This window comes from Marinactinospora rubrisoli (assembly GCF_042664915.1).
GTDB lineage: Bacteria > Actinomycetota > Actinomycetes > Streptosporangiales > Streptosporangiaceae > Marinitenerispora > Marinitenerispora rubrisoli.
Window position 1 is genome coordinate 77,400 of record NZ_JBHTBH010000015.1, and the last position, 19,085, is coordinate 96,484.

At 74.9% G+C, this 19,085-nt stretch carries 19 protein-coding genes; 7 read left to right on the forward strand and 12 right to left on the reverse strand.

The features are described from left to right. Nucleotides 1–4: 4 nt before the first annotated feature. From ACFQRF_RS25230 to ACFQRF_RS25240, 3 genes are all read right to left on the reverse strand, one after another. Entirely contained in the window at nt 5–460 is a 456-nt protein-coding gene (locus tag ACFQRF_RS25230) for an RpiB/LacA/LacB family sugar-phosphate isomerase (RefSeq protein ID WP_379873685.1), read from the reverse strand. A 673-nt stretch (nt 461–1,133) separates the two neighbouring features. Continuing rightward, nucleotides 1,134–1,343 (reverse strand): hypothetical protein, encoded by a 210-nt coding sequence (locus ACFQRF_RS25235; RefSeq protein ID WP_379873686.1) that lies wholly within the window; start codon nt 1,341–1,343, stop codon nt 1,134–1,136. An 823-nt stretch (nt 1,344–2,166) separates the two neighbouring features. After that, complete coding sequence (locus tag ACFQRF_RS25240) at nt 2,167–2,706, reverse strand: putative immunity protein (RefSeq protein ID WP_379873687.1); 540 nt, start codon at nt 2,704–2,706, stop codon at nt 2,167–2,169. A 499-nt stretch (nt 2,707–3,205) separates the two neighbouring features. On the opposite strand from ACFQRF_RS25240, the gene ACFQRF_RS25245 reads away from it, so the two are divergent. Then, entirely contained in the window at nt 3,206–4,147 is a 942-nt protein-coding gene (locus ACFQRF_RS25245) for a serine/threonine dehydratase (RefSeq protein WP_379873688.1), read from the forward strand. 124 nt (nt 4,148–4,271) lie between these two features. Beyond that, nucleotides 4,272–4,946, forward strand: coding sequence for a lysophospholipid acyltransferase family protein (locus ACFQRF_RS25250; RefSeq protein ID WP_379873689.1), 675 nt, complete (start codon nt 4,272–4,274; stop codon nt 4,944–4,946). A gap of 1,088 nt (nt 4,947–6,034) precedes the next feature. Here ACFQRF_RS25250 and ACFQRF_RS25255 read toward each other — a convergent pair. The 5 genes from ACFQRF_RS25255 to ACFQRF_RS25275 all read right to left on the reverse strand — a co-directional run bounded on the left by ACFQRF_RS25255 (nt 6,035) and on the right by ACFQRF_RS25275 (nt 11,200). Beyond that, the gene (locus ACFQRF_RS25255; protein ID WP_379873690.1) at nt 6,035–7,534 is read right to left on the reverse strand and encodes an aminopeptidase P family protein; all 1,500 of its coding nucleotides are present in this window, start codon (nt 7,532–7,534) and stop codon (nt 6,035–6,037) included. Nucleotides 7,535–7,659: 125 nt separating this feature from the next. Continuing rightward, nucleotides 7,660–8,145: a GNAT family N-acetyltransferase gene (locus ACFQRF_RS25260; protein ID WP_379873691.1), complete on the reverse strand. Its 486-nt coding sequence runs from the start codon at nt 8,143–8,145 to the stop codon at nt 7,660–7,662. A 76-nt stretch (nt 8,146–8,221) separates the two neighbouring features. After that, nucleotides 8,222–8,440 (reverse strand): DUF3099 domain-containing protein, encoded by a 219-nt coding sequence (locus ACFQRF_RS25265; protein WP_379873692.1) that lies wholly within the window; start codon nt 8,438–8,440, stop codon nt 8,222–8,224. 370 nt (nt 8,441–8,810) lie between these two features. Continuing rightward, nucleotides 8,811–9,827: a nitronate monooxygenase gene (locus ACFQRF_RS25270; RefSeq protein WP_379873693.1), complete on the reverse strand. Its 1,017-nt coding sequence runs from the start codon at nt 9,825–9,827 to the stop codon at nt 8,811–8,813. A gap of 35 nt (nt 9,828–9,862) precedes the next feature. After that, nucleotides 9,863–11,200, reverse strand: coding sequence for a TrkH family potassium uptake protein (locus ACFQRF_RS25275; RefSeq protein ID WP_379873694.1), 1,338 nt, complete (start codon nt 11,198–11,200; stop codon nt 9,863–9,865). A gap of 648 nt (nt 11,201–11,848) precedes the next feature. Here ACFQRF_RS25275 and ACFQRF_RS25280 point away from each other — a divergent pair. After that, a complete protein-coding gene (locus ACFQRF_RS25280; protein WP_379873695.1) occupies nt 11,849–12,256 on the forward strand; it encodes a hypothetical protein in 408 nt (135 codons plus the stop codon). A 141-nt stretch (nt 12,257–12,397) separates the two neighbouring features. Here the strand turns inward: ACFQRF_RS25280 and ACFQRF_RS25285 are convergent, their stop codons facing one another. Next, entirely contained in the window at nt 12,398–12,805 is a 408-nt protein-coding gene (locus ACFQRF_RS25285) for a hypothetical protein (RefSeq protein ID WP_379873696.1), read from the reverse strand. A gap of 565 nt (nt 12,806–13,370) precedes the next feature. Here ACFQRF_RS25285 and ACFQRF_RS25290 point away from each other — a divergent pair. After that, the gene (locus ACFQRF_RS25290) at nt 13,371–13,997 is read left to right on the forward strand and encodes a LysE family translocator (RefSeq protein ID WP_379873697.1); all 627 of its coding nucleotides are present in this window, start codon (nt 13,371–13,373) and stop codon (nt 13,995–13,997) included. A gap of 501 nt (nt 13,998–14,498) precedes the next feature. Here ACFQRF_RS25290 and ACFQRF_RS25295 read toward each other — a convergent pair. Both ACFQRF_RS25295 and ACFQRF_RS25300 read right to left on the reverse strand, forming a co-directional pair. Further along, on the reverse strand, nt 14,499–14,948 hold the full coding sequence (locus ACFQRF_RS25295; protein WP_379873698.1) for a pyridoxamine 5'-phosphate oxidase family protein: 450 nt from the start codon (nt 14,946–14,948) through the stop codon (nt 14,499–14,501). A gap of 64 nt (nt 14,949–15,012) precedes the next feature. Beyond that, complete coding sequence (locus ACFQRF_RS25300; RefSeq protein WP_379873699.1) at nt 15,013–15,957, reverse strand: threonine ammonia-lyase; 945 nt, start codon at nt 15,955–15,957, stop codon at nt 15,013–15,015. Between the two features lie 70 nt (nt 15,958–16,027). Between ACFQRF_RS25300 and ACFQRF_RS25305 the strand changes: the two genes are divergently transcribed. After that, nucleotides 16,028–16,636: a flavin reductase family protein gene (locus tag ACFQRF_RS25305; RefSeq protein ID WP_379873700.1), complete on the forward strand. Its 609-nt coding sequence runs from the start codon at nt 16,028–16,030 to the stop codon at nt 16,634–16,636. A gap of 82 nt (nt 16,637–16,718) precedes the next feature. Beyond that, nucleotides 16,719–17,744, forward strand: a complete 1,026-nt coding sequence (locus ACFQRF_RS25310) for a helix-turn-helix transcriptional regulator (protein ID WP_379873701.1) — start codon at nt 16,719–16,721, stop codon at nt 17,742–17,744. Nucleotides 17,745–17,757: 13 nt separating this feature from the next. On the opposite strand, the gene ACFQRF_RS25315 is transcribed toward ACFQRF_RS25310, so the two are convergent. Further along, complete coding sequence (locus tag ACFQRF_RS25315; protein ID WP_379873702.1) at nt 17,758–18,330, reverse strand: dihydrofolate reductase family protein; 573 nt, start codon at nt 18,328–18,330, stop codon at nt 17,758–17,760. Between the two features lie 91 nt (nt 18,331–18,421). Here ACFQRF_RS25315 and ACFQRF_RS25320 point away from each other — a divergent pair, with 91 nt between their 5' ends. Beyond that, the gene (locus tag ACFQRF_RS25320; RefSeq protein ID WP_379873703.1) at nt 18,422–19,039 is read left to right on the forward strand and encodes a TetR/AcrR family transcriptional regulator; all 618 of its coding nucleotides are present in this window, start codon (nt 18,422–18,424) and stop codon (nt 19,037–19,039) included. Nucleotides 19,040–19,085: the final 46 nt, after the last annotated feature.

Sequence of the window (19,085 nt, forward strand, 5' to 3'; positions counted from 1 at the left end):
CGGCTCAGTGGCGGGGGGTGAGGAGGTCGAGCGCGTTGAGCTTGGCGACGCGGCGGCGGGTGTCCTCGTCGTCGTCGAACGTCGCGTCGAGGAACTCGCGCACGATGTCGGCGACGAGGGCGTGCGGAACCAGCCAGGCGCCCATCGCGATGACGTTCGCGTCGTCGTGCTCGACGGCCTGGTGGGCCGAGTAGGGTTCGTGGGCGAGCCCGCACCGGATGCCGGGGATCTTGTTGGCGGCCATGATCGCCCCCGCCCCGGTCCCGCACACGAGGATCGCGCGGTCCGCGGTCCCGTCGAGCACGGGCCCGCAGGTGGCCTGGGTGATGTCGGGGAAGTCGACGGGGTCGGTGCTGTGCGTGCCACGGTCGAGGACCGTGTGGCCGAGGGCCTCCACCGCCCTGCGGACGGTGTCCTTGAGGGGGAAGCCGGCGTGGTCGGCGCCGAGGGCGACTCTCACGTGCTGCTCCTTTCGTCGTGCGCGTCGGCGACGGTGCCGCCGGCCGCGGATCGTGCCTGCCGGCTGATCGAAGCGGGACCGGCGGCGAACTCCTCGCGGGCGCGGGGACGTTCTCCTCCGGTTTGCGGTCCATGATCGAGTACTCGCTCCGGGGCACGGTCAGGTGGGGGCGGGTTCCCCAGGGCACGGCGGCCTTGGCGGGCGGGACGGTCCCGCCGCGGCGACGGCCTCGCGGGTGCCGCGTTCGCCGTCACGGCCGCGCCGAGCGGGAGAAGATCACGCGCACGACGCTACGGGTCGGACCCGGTGTGCGGCAGGTTCCACCGGTACCCCCATCTCGTGGAGACCGGAACGCCGCTGGCGACGCGGCGCGGCTCCCCACCGGCGCCCGCCATCGCCCCGGCACCGGCCGTGCCGACCCGCACTCGCATCGGCCACCACCGCCGACGACTCCTGTGCGCGTCGCGGCACCTCCTCGCCGCACGCGGGTGCCCGGGTCCACCGGCAGCGCGGTCCTTCCCGGCCTGCGGCGTCGGCCTCCTCGCATGCGGAAGGCCTCCCGGGGCGTCCCCCGGGAGGCCTTCCGCGTGTCCCGCACATTCGGTGCGGGGACCCGGCCGCCGCTCCGGTGACCGGACGGAACGGGGCCGTGCGCGTGTGGTCGGGCCAAGGATCAGGAGTAGACGTACAGGAAATAGTTCCCGGTCAGCGGGGCGACATCGCACCTGTACGGCAGGCCCGACAGCTTTCCGTCGGCGTGGCACGCCGCGCCGCTGGTGTAGTACCCGACATACCTCCACTGCGCGGCCTCGGCGGGGGCGGCGAACGCGACCGCGGCCAACGTGAGCAGCAGTGTGGCCATGCCGCGCTTGAGCATCGACATTTCGTTCCTTTCGGACACGCCTGCGTACGCACACCATGCTGGACGAACGGGAAACGGCCGTCCATGACGCGGGCTGCCCGCATTGTTGACGATGCGTCCACGCGGGACGCCGCCCCTGCCGGACGCGGCCGTCGAGCCCGCGGACCGGCCGCGCCCGGAGAGCGCTCCGCGAACGTTCCCGGTGACGGCCTCCGCCCCTGCGGCGAAGAGCCGCCCGGATCCGGGGCGGTACCGCTGAGCCGTCTCCGCGGCGGTTCCACGACCGGGCCGGTCGGCGGCATCTCGGTCGGCGGGTCCGGAGGCCCACGATCGCCCAGCCGCGGTGCGCGGCGCCGTCCTCCCCCGCCATAGGGGGACCTTTCGCCTCCGCCACCACGTGCGCGCAGGCGCGCCGGTACGCGACGTACCCCGCCTGGGGCGGATGGACCGCGCCTCGGCCGGCTCGTCCATGACGGACGGAAGATCGGCCGTGACCACCGCCGTCACCCGGCCCGCGCCGTATCCGCCCGCCAGCCCGGCGCCACCGCATGGAGCGCCCCCGGGCACCTCGCGTAGGAGACCGCGGCCGGACCGTCCAGCCGCCGAAATGGTGCTACCGGCTGCGGGGGCTCACCCCGCTTTCCGCCAGCCGCCCGCCCGCGCAGTGCCCGCCTCGTATGCCGTCGGCGTGGTGGCCGGCAGGCGCCGCCTGGTCTCCGTACCCTGGCGCCGCCTCACCGGCACCGCTCGACACGGGCCTGGTCCCTAACCTCGTCCCACGGCCGGCGCGCCGCCTCGGGATCCCACGTCAGCGGTTCCTGAGTCGGCTGCACGCCGTCCCGGATCAGCGGAGCGACGCGTCCAGCAGGCGGATCAGGTCCCCGACCCGCCCGCCCCCGGGCGGGGCCGCCGGGTAGCGCCTCAGGACGTCCACCACGACGGGAGACGCGAGGACCCGCAGCCGCGCGATATGGTCCGCCGCCACGGCGGGATCGTCCCCGGCGGCGAGTTCCAGCGCTCGCGCGGCATGGGCGGCCGAAGCGAGGATGTGCTTGACCTGAGTGGCCTTCGCCAGGGGGTGGAGGAACGCCGCACCGCAGGCGCTGGCGGCGGCTCGCGCGGCGTCGCTCGCGGCGGCCCGCCCCGCGTCGCGGGTGTCCTGCGCTGCCCGATGCGCCGCCCACGCGCTGTCACGCAACACCTTGGTCCGCTCCGCTCCCTCCGCGAACGCGTGCGCGGCGTCGACCGCCGCCCGTGGTCGCGGATCGTCAGGGCGGTCGCGTTCGAACACGACCAGGACGGGGCGCGCGCACGCCACCGCGTAGCCGGTCACCTCCCGAAGGTCGGACCGGCTGAGTTCGATCACCGGGGAGTCGTCCGCCATGGAGCCCGCCTTCCGTCTGAGAGCCGAAGCCCCTTCAACGCTATCGTTGAACCTTCCGGTGGAAACTTCGCCGAAGTCTCCGCTGTTCGGCAACGACAAAGCTTCAAGGCATGGTCACCGCCCGTCGATCCGGCACGCGAGCACGGCACGTCCACGCGGGCCGCACGCGGCCACGAGCAGGCCGGGTACCGGCCACCGTCCGGGCGCTCACCGGCAACGTCCATGGACGGCCGCCGCCCCGCCCCGGGCCGCGCTCTCCCGCCTTCTTCCGTAGCGGGCTCAGAGCCGCACGTGCAACGCACCATGCCCCGTCGCCCTGCGGGAATCCACGACCGGCCGCTTCCCGGCCCGCGGCTCGGGGGCCTCGACCGCCCGTGGCGGGACTCCCCCACGGGCGCCGTAGCCGCCGCCTCCGGCGCCCGCTCAGCCATAAGCACTGCTTAATCATCTTTAGCAGCGCGAGCTTTATCTTAAGGATCACCGCGGGCAGAGTGGAGACATGACACCGAGTACCACGGTCCCGACGCCCACCGACGCGCGTCCCGTTCCGACCGAGGCCGACGTCCGCGCCGCCGCCGAACGCATCGCCGGATACGCCCGCCGCACGCCCGTGCTGCGTGCCGAGGTCGACGGCCGGCCGCTGCTGCTGAAGCTGGAGCAGCTGCAGATCACGGGCGCGTTCAAGCTGCGCGGTGCGCTGAACGCGCTGCGCGCCGGCGAGCCCACCGGCAAGGTCGTCACCGCCTCCGGCGGCAACCACGGCCTCGGTGTGGCCGCCGCCGCGCGGATGCTCGGCATCACCGCGGTCGTCTATGTCCCCGAGACGGTGCCCGAGGCCAAGGCCCGGCTGCTCCAGGCGTCCGGAGCCGAGCTCGTGCGGGTCGGGGAGAACTACGCGGCCGCCGCCGCGGCGGCTCACGAGCGGGCCGCCGCTGAGGGAGTGCGGTACCTGCACGCCTACGACGATCCGCACGTGGTGGCCGGCCAGGGCACCGTGGGCCTGGAGATCGCGGCCGACGCCCCCGACTGTGACGCTGTGGTGGTGGCCGTCGGCGGCGGCGGGCTGGTGTCGGGGATCCGGCTGGGATCGGGAGATCGCCGGGTGGTCGCGGTGGAGCCCGAAGGGTGCCGCAGCCTGCACGCCGCGCTCGACGCCGGTGAACCGGTGGACACGGCCGTGGACTCCGTCGCCTCCTCGGCGCTGGGCGCCACGCGGGTCGGCGACGTGCCGTTCGCGGTGCTGCGGCGGCATCCCGTGACGACCGCGATGGTCAGCGACGCCGAGATCCTGGCCGCCCGCGACCGGATGTGGGAGGAGTTCCGGATCGCCGCCGAGCCGGCCGCGGCGGTGCCGTTCGCCGCGTGGCTGGCCGGCCGGGTTCCCGCGGAGAACCCGTGTCTGGTCGTGTGCGGGGCCAACGCGGAGTGGACCCCGGCCTGATACGGCCCCGCCCGGGTACCCGGGCCGGACGCCCCCATCCCGCCGCCGGCGCTCCCGCCGACCGGTATCTTCTTGTGCTGTCCGCCGTGAGGTGCGGCGACGGCGCGAGGACAGGGGGAGACGGGTGCTCTACGGCACACTTCGGGTGATCGGCTCGGTGGTGGGGCGGGCGCTGTACCGGCCCACCATCGAAGGACTGGAGAACGTGCCCGCCAGCGGCCCGGTGATCCTGGCCAGCAACCACCTGTCCTTCGTGGACAGCGTGGTCATCCCGCTCGCGGTGCCGCGCCGGGTGCGCTTCCTCGCCAAGACGGAGTACTTCGACAGCCCCGGCGTCCGGGGCCGGCTGACCCGTCTCACGCTGAGCACCCTGGGCGCCCTCCCGGTGAAGCGCGGCGCCGGCCGCGACGCCATGACCGCCCTGGAGGCAGGCCTGTCCGTGCTCCGGGACGGCGACGCGTTCGGCATCTACCCCGAGGGCACCCGGTCGCGCGACGGCCGGTTGTACCGCGGCCGGACCGGTGTGGGCCATCTCGCGCTGACGTCGGGGGCGCCCGTGGTACCGGTGGCGTTGTTCGGCACCGAGCACATCCAGCCGGTGGGCGCCCGCCTGCCGCGGCTGGCCCCCATCCGCATCCGGTTCGGCCGCCCGATGGACTTCTCGACCGGCTACCAACACCTCCGCCCGGGCCAGGCGCGCCGCCAGGTGACCGACGAGATCATGGCCGCCATCCACGCGCTGTCGGGGCAGGACCGCGCCGACCACTACAACGATCACCGGATGGACCAGGCGGCGTGAGCCCCCGGGCCGGCCCGGGGTTCCCCCGTGGGCACGGCCGGCCCGCCCCTCCCCTGTTCCGCCCGGCCTCCCGTGCCCGATCGCAGGAGTCCCGCGACTCCGGGCCGGTGTTCCGCGTCATGGCGCGCGGACGGGAGACCCAGCTGGTCGTCAGGCGTCCGACGGCCGCCCGCACGGCGCTCGCCACGGCCGCGCCGCTGGCCTGGCCGCGATCCGGGCGATCCCCGCACCGACCCGCCTGAACGGCTCCACTACGACTCCGGCACCGATGGGCACCGATGGGGTCCGTGCGGTGCCGGTGCGGCGGCCGGGGGCACGGGATACGGCGACCCGGCTCCGCCGGGCGCCACGACGCAGGACTCCGCATGGGCGGAGCAACGACCGGACGAACGACCACGGCCAGGACGACGGCCGGTACGGTACCGGACCGGTCCGCGGGTACGGCCGGACGATGTGCGCGCACCTCGTCGCCCGGCACGGCGACCGCCCGCTGCACAATGGCCGGATCGTGGACATGGGGCGATGTGCGCCGCTCACTGGCCGCCGGCCGTCAGCGAACGTTCGGCCGAACCACCGATCAGCCGGTCGTGCCGGATCACGGCGTTCGATGCCGGAATCCGCCGGCGGATGCGCATCCGAAAGCCCTTCGCCCGCGCCCGCCCGGTGGCGGTCCGGTCCGGGCCGGTTCGCCACGCGGCCAGATCACCGCCTCGATCCGCCGTCGCGGCCGGGACGGGGACTCGACCCCCGCCGGTTCGGGCCGGTCCCGGTCCCGAGTGGGTGAGCCCGGGCCCAGGCCGGCGGGCTGCTCGATCCCGGCTCCGGCGAAGTCCTCGTCGCACCCGATCGGGCACTCCCCCCGAAGCGCCTTCCCGGGCCTGCGGCCGACGCCGGGCAAGGTTTCCGGGCGGCGGCGGACGTATCCCGGCGTCCGATCGCGTGACGACGCGGCGGGTGGGCGCCGCCCGTCGCCTCCAGTGCGGGCTCCTCCGGCGCCGATCCCCCGCCCGAGGCACGCCGCACGGCACGGCCGCGTACCGCCGCCGGTTCGCCGTCGGCCGCCGCCCTTCTCGCTCGCCCCGGCCCGGTCAGCGGCGGGGCAGCAGCTCGGCGAGCCACGCCTCCACCTCGTCGGAGCGGCGGGGCAGCGCCGCCGACAGCACCCGGTTGCCCTCGGGCGTGACGAGCACGTCGTCCTCGATCCGCACACCGATCCCGCGCAGCTCGGCGGGCACCGTGAGGTCGTCCGGCTGGAAGTACAGCCCCGGCTCGACGGTCAGCACCATGCCCGGGGCCAGCGTGCCGTCCACGTAGCACTCGGTGCGGGCCTCGGCGCAGTCGTGCACGTCCAGGCCGAGCATGTGGCCGGTGCCGTGCAGGGTGTAGCGGCGCTGCAGCCCGAGTTCGAGCACCCGGTCGACCGGGCCCTCCAGCAGGCCCCACTCCACCAGGCCCTCGGCGAGGACCCGCTGCGCGGCGTCGTGGTAGGCGCGGAAAGGACGGCCGGGGGCGACCTCGGCGATTCCGGCGTCCTGCGCGGCGTACACGAGGTCGTACACGCGGCGCTGCACGTCGTCGAACCGGCCGGAGATCGGCAGGGTGCGGGTGACGTCGGCGGTGTAGAGGGTGGCCGTCTCCACCCCGGCGTCCAGCAGCAGCAGCTCACCGGCGCGGACCGGACCGTCGTTGCGCACCCAGTGCAGGGTGGTGGCGTGCGGGCCGGCCGCGGCGATGGTCCCGTAGCCGACGTCGTTGCCCTCGACCCTGGCGCGCAGGAAGAAGGTGCCCTCGATGTAGCGCTCCGAGGTGGCCTCGGCCTGCGGGAGCACCCGCACGACGTCCTCGAAGCCGCGCACGGTGGAGTCGACGGCCGCCTGCAACTGGCCGATCTCCCAGTCGTCCTTGACCAGGCGCGTGTCGTGCAGGAACACGGCGAGTTCCTCGTCGCGGTCCGCCGTGGCCCGCGCGGAGTCGGCGGAGCGCAGCTCGGCGACCACCTCTTCCAGGGCGGTGTCGTGGCCGCGCACGATGCGGGTGGGCGCGGGCGCCGCCGTGCGCAGGTGCTCCGGCAGGGTGCGGACGTCGCGGGTGGCCAGGCCGAACAGCCGCGCCGACTCGGTGAGGCTGTTGCGCCGTCCCACCCACAGCTCGCCGTTGCCGGCCAGCCAGAACTCGCCGTTCTCCCGGTTGGAGCGCGGCGGCAGGTACAGGGTGGCCTCGTGGCCGCCGCCGGGGCGGGGCTCCAGCACCAGGCAGCCGTCCTCGGACTGGTCGCCGGTGAGGTACACGTAGTCACTGGCGGCGCGGAAGCGGTACTCGGTGTCGTTGGACCGCACCTTGAGCCGCCCGGCGGGGACGAGGAGCCGCTCGCCGGGGAAGCGGGCGGCCAGGGCGGCGCGGCGTTTGGCGGCGTAGGGCGCCTGCTCGACCGGGTGCAGGTCGCGGCGTTCGGTGTCGGCCCACCCGGTGCGCATCCAGGCGGCCAGTTCCTCCGAGACGCTCTGGTAGGGGCCGTTCTTGCGCGGCCGGAACGCCGGCGCCTCGGCGTCGTCCGGTCCGTCGCCCTGCGGACGCTGCTCTTCGGTCACGGTGCGGCTCTCCTCCTCGCGTGCGTGGGCGGCCCGCCCGCCGGGCGGCGTCCGCCGGTGCCTCCATCGTAGAAGCGGCCGGTCCCGCGGGCCATGGGCCAACGCGGTCAGGCCGCTCGGGCGGGTCAGGCGGGCAGCGTCTTCGCGAACGCGTAGTAGTGCCGGCCGCCGTCGGGAGCGGTGCCCTCGCCGTCGAGGAGCGCGTAGCCGAGCCGCCGGTACAGTGCCACGGCCTCAGGCTGGGCGGGCCCGGTGCTGAGGTAGACGTGGCGGTAGCCGCGTGCGGCGGCCGCGGTCTCCAGGGCCGCGACGATCCGGCGGCCGTGCCCGCGCCGGCGGTGTGCGGCGGCGGTCCAGATCCGCTTGAGCTCGGCGGTGTGCGCGTCCTTCCGGCGGAACGCGCCACCGGCCACCGGTAGTCCGGCGTGTTCCAGCAGCAGGACGGCGCCGTGCGGGGCGGCGAAGTCGGAGTCGGGGTAGCCCGCCATTTCCCGGGCCGCCGCTTCGGCGCCGTAGCGCCGGGTGTACTCGGCGGTCAGTTCCGCCATCATCGGCGCGACGGCCGCGTCGCCGATCGTCACCGTCCGCACCGTGTGTGCACGCCCGGTCATGCCCTCGTCTCTCCGGTCCGCTCGGTCTCCGAGCGTGTGCAACACGGCGGGAACGCGGGCTGTTCCCGGCGGGCGGCTACTCGGCGTTGGGACCGTACCGGGTGTCGTGGTCGGCGGGATCGGTCGGGTCCGCGGTGTTGGCGATGATCACGGCGAACGGGGGGATCACCCCGGCGACGGCGCACATCGCCAGCGCCCATCCGGTGCCGGCGAGGTACCACACCGGCAGCGACCCGGCGAAAAGGACGAGGCAGATGCTCATCAGCCAGACGTACCGGCGAGTCCGCCGCTTCATGTCTTCAGCTTAGATCGATGTCGGCGAAACGACTCCCGGCCGAATGTCACGAGCGCGACTCCACCGCCTCCGTGACGGCTCCGGGCGCCGGTGGCCGAGCGGCCCTTCGCCGGGGAAGTCGCCCGGGCGCGTCCCCGGCGGCCTCCGCCGACCGAGCGGTGTCGTCCCGCGTCCGCTGTCGCGGCACGTCGCGGACGTCCTCGCGGCCCGAGAGCCTCCGGACGGGGTCATGATGGTGCGCTCTGCGGTAACGACCGGGGAGCGGGGCGGCGCCGGATGGATGTCGGTGGCGCGTCCGCCGCGCGGCCACCGTGGGCGGCCCGGCCCGAGGCGAGCGGCTCGGTGGCCGGCCGAACCGGCCAAGCCGTCCTCACCCGCCGGCCGCGAGCCCGGCGATGATCTCGGCGGCCGGGGCACTGCGGGCGGCGCGGAAGCCGGTGCCGGCCCACAGGTTCACGGTGCCGGCGTCACCGGCCCGGGCCGCGGCGGCGCGCAGCGGGGCCGTGAGGTGGTGGATCTGCGGGTAGGCGGCGGGCGCGGCCGGGTCGTGGGCGGTGAGGAACCGGTTCACCAGTCCACGGGCGCGACGGCCGCTGAAGGCGCGGGTGACGGCGGTCGCGGTGCGGGCGGGGTCGGCGAGCGCGTCGCGGTGCACGGCGGACGCGCCGCTCTCGTGGCTGCGCAGCAGCACCGTGCCGACCTGGGCCGCGACGGCCCCCGCGGCCAGGACGGCGCGCACGCCTTCGGGTCCGGTGATCCCGCCGGCGGCGAGCAGGGGGAGGCGCACGGCGGCGCTCACCTGGGCCAGCACCTCGGCGAGCGGGGCGGTGCGCTCGGCGGTGTCGTCGAAGGAGCCCTGGTGGCCGCCGGCCTCGGCGCCCTGCACGCTGAGCGCGTCGGCTCCGGCCTCGGCGGCGGCGCGCGCCTCCTCGGCGCTGGTCACGGTGACGACGACCGCGCTGCCGGCCCGGTGCAGGGCGCCGACCGCGGCCGGCGGCGGGCAGCCGAAGGTGAAGCCGACGACGGGTACCGGGTCGGCGGCGAGCGCCGCGACCTTGGCGGTGAACGCGTCCGAGGTCCACCGGGGTTCGCCGAGCCGCACGCCGAGCCGGTCGGCCTCGGGTGCGAGCCGGTCACGGTAGCGGGCGACGGCCGCGGCGTCGGCGATGTCGGGGCCGGGCACGAACAGGTTGACACCGAAGGGGCGGCGGGTGCGTGCCCGGACCGACCGGACCTGCTCGGTCATCGCCGCCACGTCGCGATAGCCGGCCGCGAGGAAGCCGAACCCGCCCGCCTCGGCGGCCGCGGCGACGAGTTCGGGGGTGCTGCCGCCACCGGCCATGGGCGCGGCGACGACCGGGACGTCGAGATCTTCGAACACGGGCACCTGCCGCCTCCTCACCGCACGAGCCGAGCCGGGCGTCATCCGATGATCGGGCGCCCTTCCGGGAAATCGTAGCGGCGGGTCCGCGTCCGCAGCGCGAGCGCCGCCCCCAGCGTGATCGGACCCACCCGTCCGGCGAACATCAGGACGGTGAGCACGAGTTCGGCGGAACTCGGCAGATCGTAGGTGATGCCGGTGCTCAAGCCCACGGTCGCGAAGGCCGAGACGCATTCGAACAGCACCTGGCCGACCGTGAACGGCGTGACGGAGAGCAGCACGATGACGGCGCCGCTGACCAGGCTCAGGCCCAGCGCGACGATGGCCAGCGCCTGCCGGTACACCGGCTCGGGGACGCGGCGCCACCCCAGCGTGACGTCGGGCCGGCCGCGGATCTCGTTCCAGACGCCGAGCAGCAGGATGGCGGCCGTGGTGATCTTCACGCCTCCGGCGGTGCCGGCGCTGCCGCCGCCGACGAACATCAGGATGTTGGTGACCATCAGGGTGTCCGGCTGCATCGCGGCCATGTCCAGGCTGTTGAAGCCGGCCGTGCGCGGCATCACCGCGTGGAAGAACCCGGCGAGCAGCCGGGAGGGCACGGGCAGCGCTCCGAGCGTGCCGGGGTTGCGCCACTCCAGCGCGGTGACGAGCAGGGTGCCCCCGGCGAGCAGCAGGGCGGTGCCGACGAGCGTGATGCGGGCGTGCGCGGACCAGGCGCGGGTACCGAGCAGCGCGCGGCGCGTCTCCAGCAGCACGGGGAAGCCGATGCCGCCGATGATGACCGCGAACGCGATGGGCAGGCAGACCCACGGATCCGCCACGAAGCTCATCAGGTTGTCGGAGAACAGCGCGAATCCGGCGTTGTTGAAGGCGGAGACGGCGTGGAACACCCCGAGGTACGCGGCGCGGCCGGGTGTGACGTCGTAGCCGATGAGGAACCTGCCCGCGAGCACCACCGCGGTGGCCGCCTCGACGGCGGCCGTGGTGCCCGCGATGCCCAGCAGTACCCGGCGCAGGTCGCCCGCGTCGATGCTCTTGGTCTCTGCCTGGGCGATCAGCCGCATTCGCAGGCTGATCCGGCGGGCGACGAGGACCGCGAGCAGGGTGGCCAGGGTCATGGTGCCGAGTCCGCCCACCTGGATCAGCCCGAGGATGACCAGTTCCCCGAAGGTGGACCAGTGGGTCGGGGTGTCGACGACGACCAGGCCGGTCAGGCACACCGCCGAGGTCGCGGTGAACAGCGCGTCGACCAGCCCGGTCGCGCGGCCGTCCTCGGCCGCGGCGGGCAGCATGAGCAACGCGGTGCCCAGCGCCACCGCAGCGGCGAACCCGCCCACCACGACCCGCGCGGGGTGCGCCTGCCACGCGCCCGGCCGCACGCCGCGGGCGCTCGCGGGGTCGCCGGTGCTCCGGGCCGTCCGGAAGCGACCTGGTCGTTTTGCCGGTTTTCGTACCATCTCCAGGCGATCCCAGCACACCCCGGGAACCGCTCGCGCCGACCAAGATGGTCGACGGAGAATTCTTAGCGCGTTCTTAGCGCCGGCCAGACCGGGAGCTCATCACGGGCACGGCGGGACGCGACCCCATCCCGGGGGACGCGGAGCGCGTCACCGCGCGAGCACGCGTCAGCAGGCAGGGCGGCAAGTCAGCCACGCCACGGGCAACGCCGCACGGATCAGGACGAGCAACGCCAGGCTCCACCGGACCGGCGACGCCGCTGCGCCGGCACCGGCGGCAGCGCGGCGCGGCACCCGGCGATCCTGGGATTGCGGCCGCACAGGTGCTCGCCGAGGCCGCCACCGAGGTATGGCCGGCGCGGATGCTCCGGGTACCCCGCCGCGCGATCCGGTGGACGACGAGATCGACGCACTCGGCATCGTCATGCCGCCGATCCGGCCCGGGCGGCGTCCCGGCCGAGCGCGTCCGCCGCTCCCCGCCGCCTCTGGCATACTCTCCCGTCATCGGCCAGGCCGCCCGCCGACGGGCGGACGCCCCGCCGCACACCCACGACCTGGGAGTCCCGCACGGTGACCCGCAACCGCCTGTTCCCCCGCATCCTGGCGGCGTCGGCCATCGGCGCGCTGTCGCTCGCCGTCGCGGTGGGGCTGGTGACCGCCGTGGGCCCCTCGCTTTCGCTCAGCGAGCGGGTCCTGCACGAGGAGTCCTCCCAGGAGGCCGGCGTGACCTACGAGTACGCCGGGGCCCGGCACGCCAGCGACCTCCTCCTCGTACGGGTCCGCCGCCTCACCGGCGTCGACCACGAACTGCGCATCGGCCCGGGCGCGGCCGACTACTACTACCCGGTGGAGGTGGGGTTCGGGTTCGGCGACCCGCAGATCCGCGACGTGGAGTGGCAGACCGACGGGGTGACGGTGACCTTCGAGGCGGGAGACTCCGTGCACGTTCCGGCGGACAACTTCCGCAGCGTCCGTTAGGCGCCGTCCGGCCGATCGGGTGACGGCCGCGCGTCCGGGCCGAAGTGGGGCGTGGGTCGGGTGATCCGCCGGATGAGGAGCGGGTGTGCCCCGCCCCGCGCTCGCCGGGGTCCGGGGGCCATGGCAGACTCCGGGTCGTGATCATCGGACGGTGACCTGCGGGCCCCCGGTTTGGGATCCGCACGCCGCTGGCCCAGGCCCCGGTCGGCCCGCTTCCAGGGCGTCGGCCCGCTGCACCAGGTCGGCCGCGATGTCGTCCCAGTCCGGGCCGTGCAGCCACAGGTGCTCGGCGGCCCCTCGCATCAGCGCGGGGTCGTCCGGCCGCTGCAGGAGCACCAGGCGGTGCGCCAGGTTCCGGATCCACACCGGGAGGTGGCCGTCGACCACGTGCGGGCACAGGTCGCGCAGCATGGCGAGGATCGCGTCCGCGTCGGCGAACGTCAGCTCCTCGACGAAGCGGTGTTCGCGGTGTTCGAGCCCGCAGACCGGCGTGGGCCGGTACTCGTCTCCGTAGAGACACCGGGCGTGCTCCGTCAGGGTACCGTGCATGACCCGGAGCCTACGGCGCCGTGCTCCGCCGGACCGTGGTGCGGGGACGGCACGTGCTCAGCGCAGGGTCGAACTCCACCGCGGCCGCGGCCCGCCGGGGCCACGCCAAGCCCGCCCGCGCCCGACGGTGGCCAGCGCCTCGCGCACGCCGGCTGCGGCCCGCTCGGCCGCTGTGCCCCGGACTCCGGTGCCGCGGCGGCGCCGCGTGTCCGCCCGCCGCCGCTCGGCCCAGGGGCGCGAGCCCGCCAGGCGGCAGGTCGCCACCACTCAGGAGCCACGCGGGACATCCCGCAGAGACCCGGTGCCGGCGCCTGCACACGTGCGGATCGCCCCACGGCAGGTCCGCGCGACGGCCACGACCTCCCACATCCGCCGGACCATGGCGCGACGGCGCCGGTCGCGGGATCGCGGCCGGCCGACGCCGGACCCGCTCCGCGAGCAGTTCCAGCGTGTCAGGGGCGGTCATGAGGGGTGCCCGTCCTTTCCGGTGGCTGCCGTCGCGTGCGGGCGGGCGGTCGACGTGCCCGCCGCCCGAACCCTCTATGTCTTCCGCATACTGGCCCACATGTTGACTCAACTCACGGCCGCCATCGGGGTACTGGCCCTGCTCACCCTGGTGCCCGGCCCCGACATGGCGGTCGTCACCAGGAGCGCGCTGGCCGCCGGCCGCGCCGCCGCCTTGCGGACCGCCGGCGGCGTCGTACTCGGGCTGCTCACGTGGGGGCTGCTGGCGGTCGTTGGCCTCGCCGCGCTGCTGGCCGCGTCCGCCGAGGCGTTCCTCGTCGCCAAGATCCTCGGGGCGGGGTACCTGATCTGCCTCGGCGCCTACACGCTGTGGCAGAGCCGCCGCGGCGCCCCGGTACCCGCGACCTCGTCCGATGACCCCGCGAGGAACGTGGGCGACCCTTGGCTGAGCGGCCTCACCACCAACGTCCTCAACCCCAAGATCGCCGTCTTCTACGCCGCGGTGCTGCCGACCTTGGCACCACCGACGATGCCGGTCCACTGGAGCCTGACGCTGCTCGTCCTGATCCACGCGGCGCTGACGCTCGCCTGGCTGAGCGGTTACGCCCTCCTCCTGACGCGCGCTCGCGCGGTGTTCGAGCGTCCCGCGGTCCGGCGTGCGCTGGACCGGGTGACCGGCGTGGTCCTGATCGGATTCGGCCTGCGCGTCGCGGCCGAGAATCCCTGACGGCCGCGCGCTCATCGGCCAGAGGAGGCGCTGCCGAAGGCCCGCCGGATGCGCGAGGCGGCGGCCTGGCCCGTCCCCCTGCCTTCCGGCCATCGCCCTGGCCCGCGGACCCGGGAGCCCGTGACGCCGCCGGCCGGGAGCGGGCGGACGGCTCCCGGCAGGAGCGTCCCCGCGCCGACGGCGTCATCTCCCCCAAGAACCTCGACGGTGTGGACCCGTCACGCGGCGCGACCCACGCCCGCCGGGCATCCGGCCCGGCGTCCGTGCCCGCCCGCACACCGCTGGGAGCCGACCGTCGTGCTGCACCCGCTCCCCCGCCGACGGCACCACCGAGAGCGCGTCCCCGCCCGGCCGCGCCCCTGCTCCCTCGACCGCATTTCGCCACGGTGCCCGCCCGCTGAGGCGCGCCCGGGCACGGGGAGCAGCGGGCCGGGCCCCGTCGCGTCCCGGCTCCGGCGGGCGCGTCATCACCGGAGAGGCCCGATCGTCAACGTGCCGGGGTCACATCGCGAAGACGCGCTCCGGCCGGATGAGGACCGCCGTGCGGCGGTCGCGCTCCATCGCGGCGTCGTAGGCGTCCCAGTCGTCGTGGCTGCCACCGGCGGCGGTGAACACCTCGCGCAGCAGCAGGCGCAGCCGCTCGGCGTCCACGCCGCCGAACGGGTCGTCGTGCCCGACCAGGTCGACGCCACCGCCGACGCTCGCCCAGTGGTAGTCCGGCTGGAACACGATCGTGGCGCGCGGGCGGGCGCGCAGCAGGCGCAGCTTCACGCTGGTGCCCGGAGTGGTGAAGCCGATCACCCGCTCGCCGGTGACCGGATGCCGGACGATCCCGGCCACGACCACGCTGGACTGGATGGAGCCGTCCGCGCGGGTGGCCGAGACCACGGCGCGGTGCCCGCCCCGGTCGATGAGGGTCTGGACGTCGTCCAGCCCGGACGCTACTGCCATGCTGCCTCCCGTTGTCCTAGGACCGGCGGCCGCCGCCACCCGGCACCCCCGGTTCTTCCCCGCGTCAGGCGGACCGCACCGTCCGGGCCAGCACCTCCGGGTCGACGTTGCCGCCGGAGACCACCGCGACCGTCCGCCCCGGCGGGGTCCGGCCGGCCAGGTAGGCCGCCGCCGCCACGGCCCCGCTCGGCTCGGCCACCAGCCGCGCCTCGCGGGCCAGCCGGCCCATCGCGGACCGGATCTCGTCCTCGGTGACGGTGACGACGCCGTCCAGCCGGGCGCTGAGGTGCGCGAACGTCAGGTCCGACAGCGACACGCGCAGCCCGTCGGCCATGGTGCGGCGGGTGCGGTCCGGCGGCCACCAGATCCGCCGCCCGGCGGCGATGCTCTCCGCGGCGTCCCCGGCCAGCTCCGGTTCCACCCCGATCACCCGGGTCCGCGGACTGAGCGCGGACACCGCGGCGGTCACCCCCGACGCGAGCCCGCCCCCGCCGACCGGCACCAGCAGCACCGCCACGTCCGCGAGGTCGGCGGCGATCTCCAGCCCCACCGTGCCCTGCCCGGCGATCACGTCCCGGTGGTCGAACGGTGGCACCAGCACCATGCCGCGTTCGGCCACCACCCGCGCCGCGGCCTCCTCGCGCTCCCGAGCGGGCACCGTGACCAGTTCCGCGCCGAAGCGGCGCATCGCCTCGATCTTCACCTCGGGCGCGCCCTCGGGCGTCACCACGACGCACGGCACGCCGGCCGCCCGTGCGGCGTAGGCGAGCGCCTGGCCGTGGTTGCCCGAGGAGTGCGTCACCACCCCGGCCGCGCGCGCCTCCGCCGGGAGCAGGGCCAGCGCGTTCGTCGCCCCGCGCAGCTTGAAGGCCCCCGTCGGCTGGAGGCTCTCCGGTTTGAGCCAGAGTTCACCGTCCGCCCACGGGCACGGCAGCAGCGGAGTGCGCACCACCCGGCCGCTGATCCGTTCGGCGGCGGCACGGACGTCGTCGATGTCCACCAGTCGCATGCAGGCAGTATGTCAACGCCGCAGGCCACCGCGGGTGGGGCCGCTCGCGCGCGTGGCTACATTAGGACTGATGCGTACCGACCTGACCCCCGGCGACCTGAGCGGACGCCGGTTCTACCAGCTGCTGACCTCAGTCGTGGTCCCGCGCCCCATCGCCTGGGTCGCCACGACCTCCGCGCACGGGGTGGACAATCTCGCGCCGCACTCCTTCTTCACCATCGCCTGCGCCAACCCGCCGATCGTGCAGTTCACCTCCGTCGGCCGCAAGGACACGCTCAGCAACGTCGAGGCCACCCGCGAGTTCGTCGTCAACCTGACCACGGAGGCGCTGTGGGCGGAGGTCAACGCGACGGGAGCGGACTTCCCGCCCGACGTCAGCGAGTTCGACGCGGTCGGCCTGGAGCGGGAGGCCAGCGCCCGAGTGCGCCCGCCCCGGGTCGCCGGATCGCCGGTCGCGCTGGAGTGCCGGCTGCACTCCACGCTGCCGCTCGGCGATTCCACGGTGGTCTTCGGCGAGGTCGTGCACGCGGCGGTCGACACCGCGGCCATGGACGGCGACGACCTTCCCGGGATCGGCCGGCTGCGCCCGCTGTCCCGCCTGGGCCGCAACGAGTGGGCGACGGTCGGCGAGGTGACCCCGCTCGACCGGATCAGCCACACCGAGTGGCTGCGCGGCTGACCGGAGCGGCGGAGCCGGCCCCGCGGCCGGCGCGGCCCGATACCTGACACCGGCTGTCAGCCACGGAAGCGAGACTGGAGGCATGCGCGCCAGCCGACTGTTGTCCCTGCTCCTGCTGCTGCAGAACCGCGGCCGGATGACCGCCGCCCAGCTCGCCGCCGAACTGGAGGTCTCCGAACGCACGATCTACCGCGACGTGGAGTCCCTCGGCTCGGCCGGAATCCCCGTCTACGCCGACCGCGGCACCGGGGGCGGGTACCGGCTGCTGGACGGCTACCGCACCCGGCTGACCGGGCTGACCGACGCCGAGGCGCACTCGCTGTTCCTGTCGGGCGTGCCCGCGGCGGCGGCCGAACTCGGCCTGGGCGCCGAGATGGCGGCGGCCGGCCTCAAGCTGCTGGCCGCGCTCCCGGACGAGCTGCGCGACCGTGCCGAGCGCGTCCGTGAGCGCTTCCACCTGGACGCGCCCGGCTGGTTCCGCCGTCCCGAGGACACCCCGCACCTGGGCGCGCTCGCGACGGCCGTGTGGAACTGCCACACCGTCGAGGCGGAGTACCGCCGCCGGGACGGCCGGGAGGTCCGGCGCACCCTGGACCCGCTCGGCCTCGTGCTCAAGGGCGGCTCCTGGTACGTGCTGGCCCGCCCGCACACCGACCGGCCGGACCCCGCGCCGCGCACGTTCCGCGTCGGGCGCCTGCGGCGGCTCGTCGACACCGGCCGGGTGTTCCAGCGCCCCGCCGACTTCGATCTCGCCCGTGCGTGGGCGGCATGGGCGGCGGAGTTCGAGGCGACCCGCTACACGACGGTGGCCCGTGTCCGTATCACCGAACGGGCCCGCTACCTGATCAGCCAGCTGTCGTCCGCCCCGGCCATCGCCGCGATCGAGGCCGCCGGGGAAATGGGCCCTGATGGCTGGCTGGAGCTCGACCTGCCCATGGAGTCGGTCGAGACCGCGCTCGTGGAGTACTCCGGCTACGGCCCCGACATCGAGGTCCTGCATCCGCCGGAGCTGCGCGCCCGCCTCGCGGAGTCGGCCCGGGCCACGGCCCGGCTGTACGGGACGCCGGACGCCGGACCGGCGCCGGATCCGCCGCCCCCGCCGGAGTGAGCCGCCGACTCGGCTACCCGGCCGGGCGGTAGGTGGTGATGGTCCCGCCGTTGCTGAAGGCCAGCGTCTCCACCGGGGTGAACGCGCGCGGCCGGAACGGCCCGGCGAACATCGGCAGGCCGCCACCGGCGACGACCGGGTATCGCTTGACGACCAGCTCGTCGATCTGGGGCAGCAGCTGCCCGGCCAGCACGCCTCCGCCGCACAGCCAGATGTCGCCGTCCCCGGGTTCGTCCTTGAGCCTGCGCACGAGGCCGGCCGGGTCGCCGGGGACCACTTCCACGGCCGGGTCCGGGCTCTCGCCGAGGGACCGGGAGACCACGTACTGGCGCAGGTGGGCGTAGGGGCTGGTCACCTCGATGTCGACCTGGTAGGTGGCACGCCCCATGATCACGGTGCCGAACCGCCGGTTGGGCGCGCCCTCCAGGCCGATGTGCGGACGTATGTGGGTGGGCATGGTCTCGGGAAACTCCGCGCGCAGGTGGTCGACCATGTCCGGCACCTGCGGGTAGAAGTCGAACTCCCCGCCCGGGCCGGCGATGAAGCCGTCGACGGAGACTCCCACGTAGTACACGAGCTTTCGCATTCACGACCTCCGCGCCACTGAACAACACTCTGAATGTAGTACTTTGTTCGTAGTGCCAAGAACGTAGTACTACACATGGAGTGGTGTCAACATGGTCCGCCGCAACCCGGAGAGAAGGGCGGCGCTGCTCGACGCCGCGATCGAGGTACTGGCCCACGAGGGCGCGCGGGGCCTGACGTTCCGCGCGGTGGACCAGCAGGCGGGAGTCCCCGCCGGCACGTCCTCCAACTACTTCGCCAGCCGCGAGGAGATCCTCACCCAGGCCGGCGGGCGCGTGTACGAGCGGCTGGACCCCGGCGAGGCCGCGCTCGCCGCCGGCCTGACCGGCTCCCGTGACCGGTCCCGCCTCACCGAACTGATGCACGAACTGGTGGAACGGGTGGCCGCGTTCCCGACGGGCTTCCTGGCGCTCCTGGAACTACGGCTGGAGGCCACCCGCCGCCCGCACCTGCGGGAGATCCTGACCGAACGCGTCCGCGCCGACGTGGACTTCAACATCGGCTACCACCGCGAGACCGGACGGCCGGGCGACGCGACCACGGTCGTGCTGCTCTGGCTGGCGCTCAACTGGCTCATCCTCGAACGCCTCACACTGCCCGACCTGTTCGCACCCGAACAGCGCGGCGACCTGGTGACCGCCCTGGTCGACCGCCTCCTCGCCGACCAGCCGACGCCGGCACCCCCGGTTCCCGGCGACGCGGCGCGGTAGCGCGCCCCCGCGGCGGCCACGTACGCGGCGCCGCCGGAGGTGGCGG

Coding starts and splice junctions, on each gene's coding strand:
- ACFQRF_RS25245 (WP_379873688.1), top strand. CDS start 3,206: ATGACACCGAGTACCACGGTCCCGACGCCCACCGACGCGCGTCCCGTT.
- ACFQRF_RS25320 (WP_379873703.1), top strand. CDS start 18,422: ATGGTCCGCCGCAACCCGGAGAGAAGGGCGGCGCTGCTCGACGCCGCG.
- ACFQRF_RS25235 (WP_379873686.1), bottom strand. CDS start 1,343: ATGTCGATGCTCAAGCGCGGCATGGCCACACTGCTGCTCACGTTGGCC.
- ACFQRF_RS25285 (WP_379873696.1), bottom strand. CDS start 12,805: ATGCACGGTACCCTGACGGAGCACGCCCGGTGTCTCTACGGAGACGAG.
- ACFQRF_RS25315 (WP_379873702.1), bottom strand. CDS start 18,330: ATGCGAAAGCTCGTGTACTACGTGGGAGTCTCCGTCGACGGCTTCATC.
- ACFQRF_RS25300 (WP_379873699.1), bottom strand. CDS start 15,957: ATGCGACTGGTGGACATCGACGACGTCCGTGCCGCCGCCGAACGGATC.
- ACFQRF_RS25305 (WP_379873700.1), top strand. CDS start 16,028: ATGCGTACCGACCTGACCCCCGGCGACCTGAGCGGACGCCGGTTCTAC.
- ACFQRF_RS25240 (WP_379873687.1), bottom strand. CDS start 2,706: ATGGCGGACGACTCCCCGGTGATCGAACTCAGCCGGTCCGACCTTCGG.
- ACFQRF_RS25265 (WP_379873692.1), bottom strand. CDS start 8,440: ATGAAGCGGCGGACTCGCCGGTACGTCTGGCTGATGAGCATCTGCCTC.
- ACFQRF_RS25260 (WP_379873691.1), bottom strand. CDS start 8,145: ATGACCGGGCGTGCACACACGGTGCGGACGGTGACGATCGGCGACGCG.
- ACFQRF_RS25290 (WP_379873697.1), top strand. CDS start 13,371: ATGTTGACTCAACTCACGGCCGCCATCGGGGTACTGGCCCTGCTCACC.
- ACFQRF_RS25310 (WP_379873701.1), top strand. CDS start 16,719: ATGCGCGCCAGCCGACTGTTGTCCCTGCTCCTGCTGCTGCAGAACCGC.
- ACFQRF_RS25295 (WP_379873698.1), bottom strand. CDS start 14,948: ATGGCAGTAGCGTCCGGGCTGGACGACGTCCAGACCCTCATCGACCGG.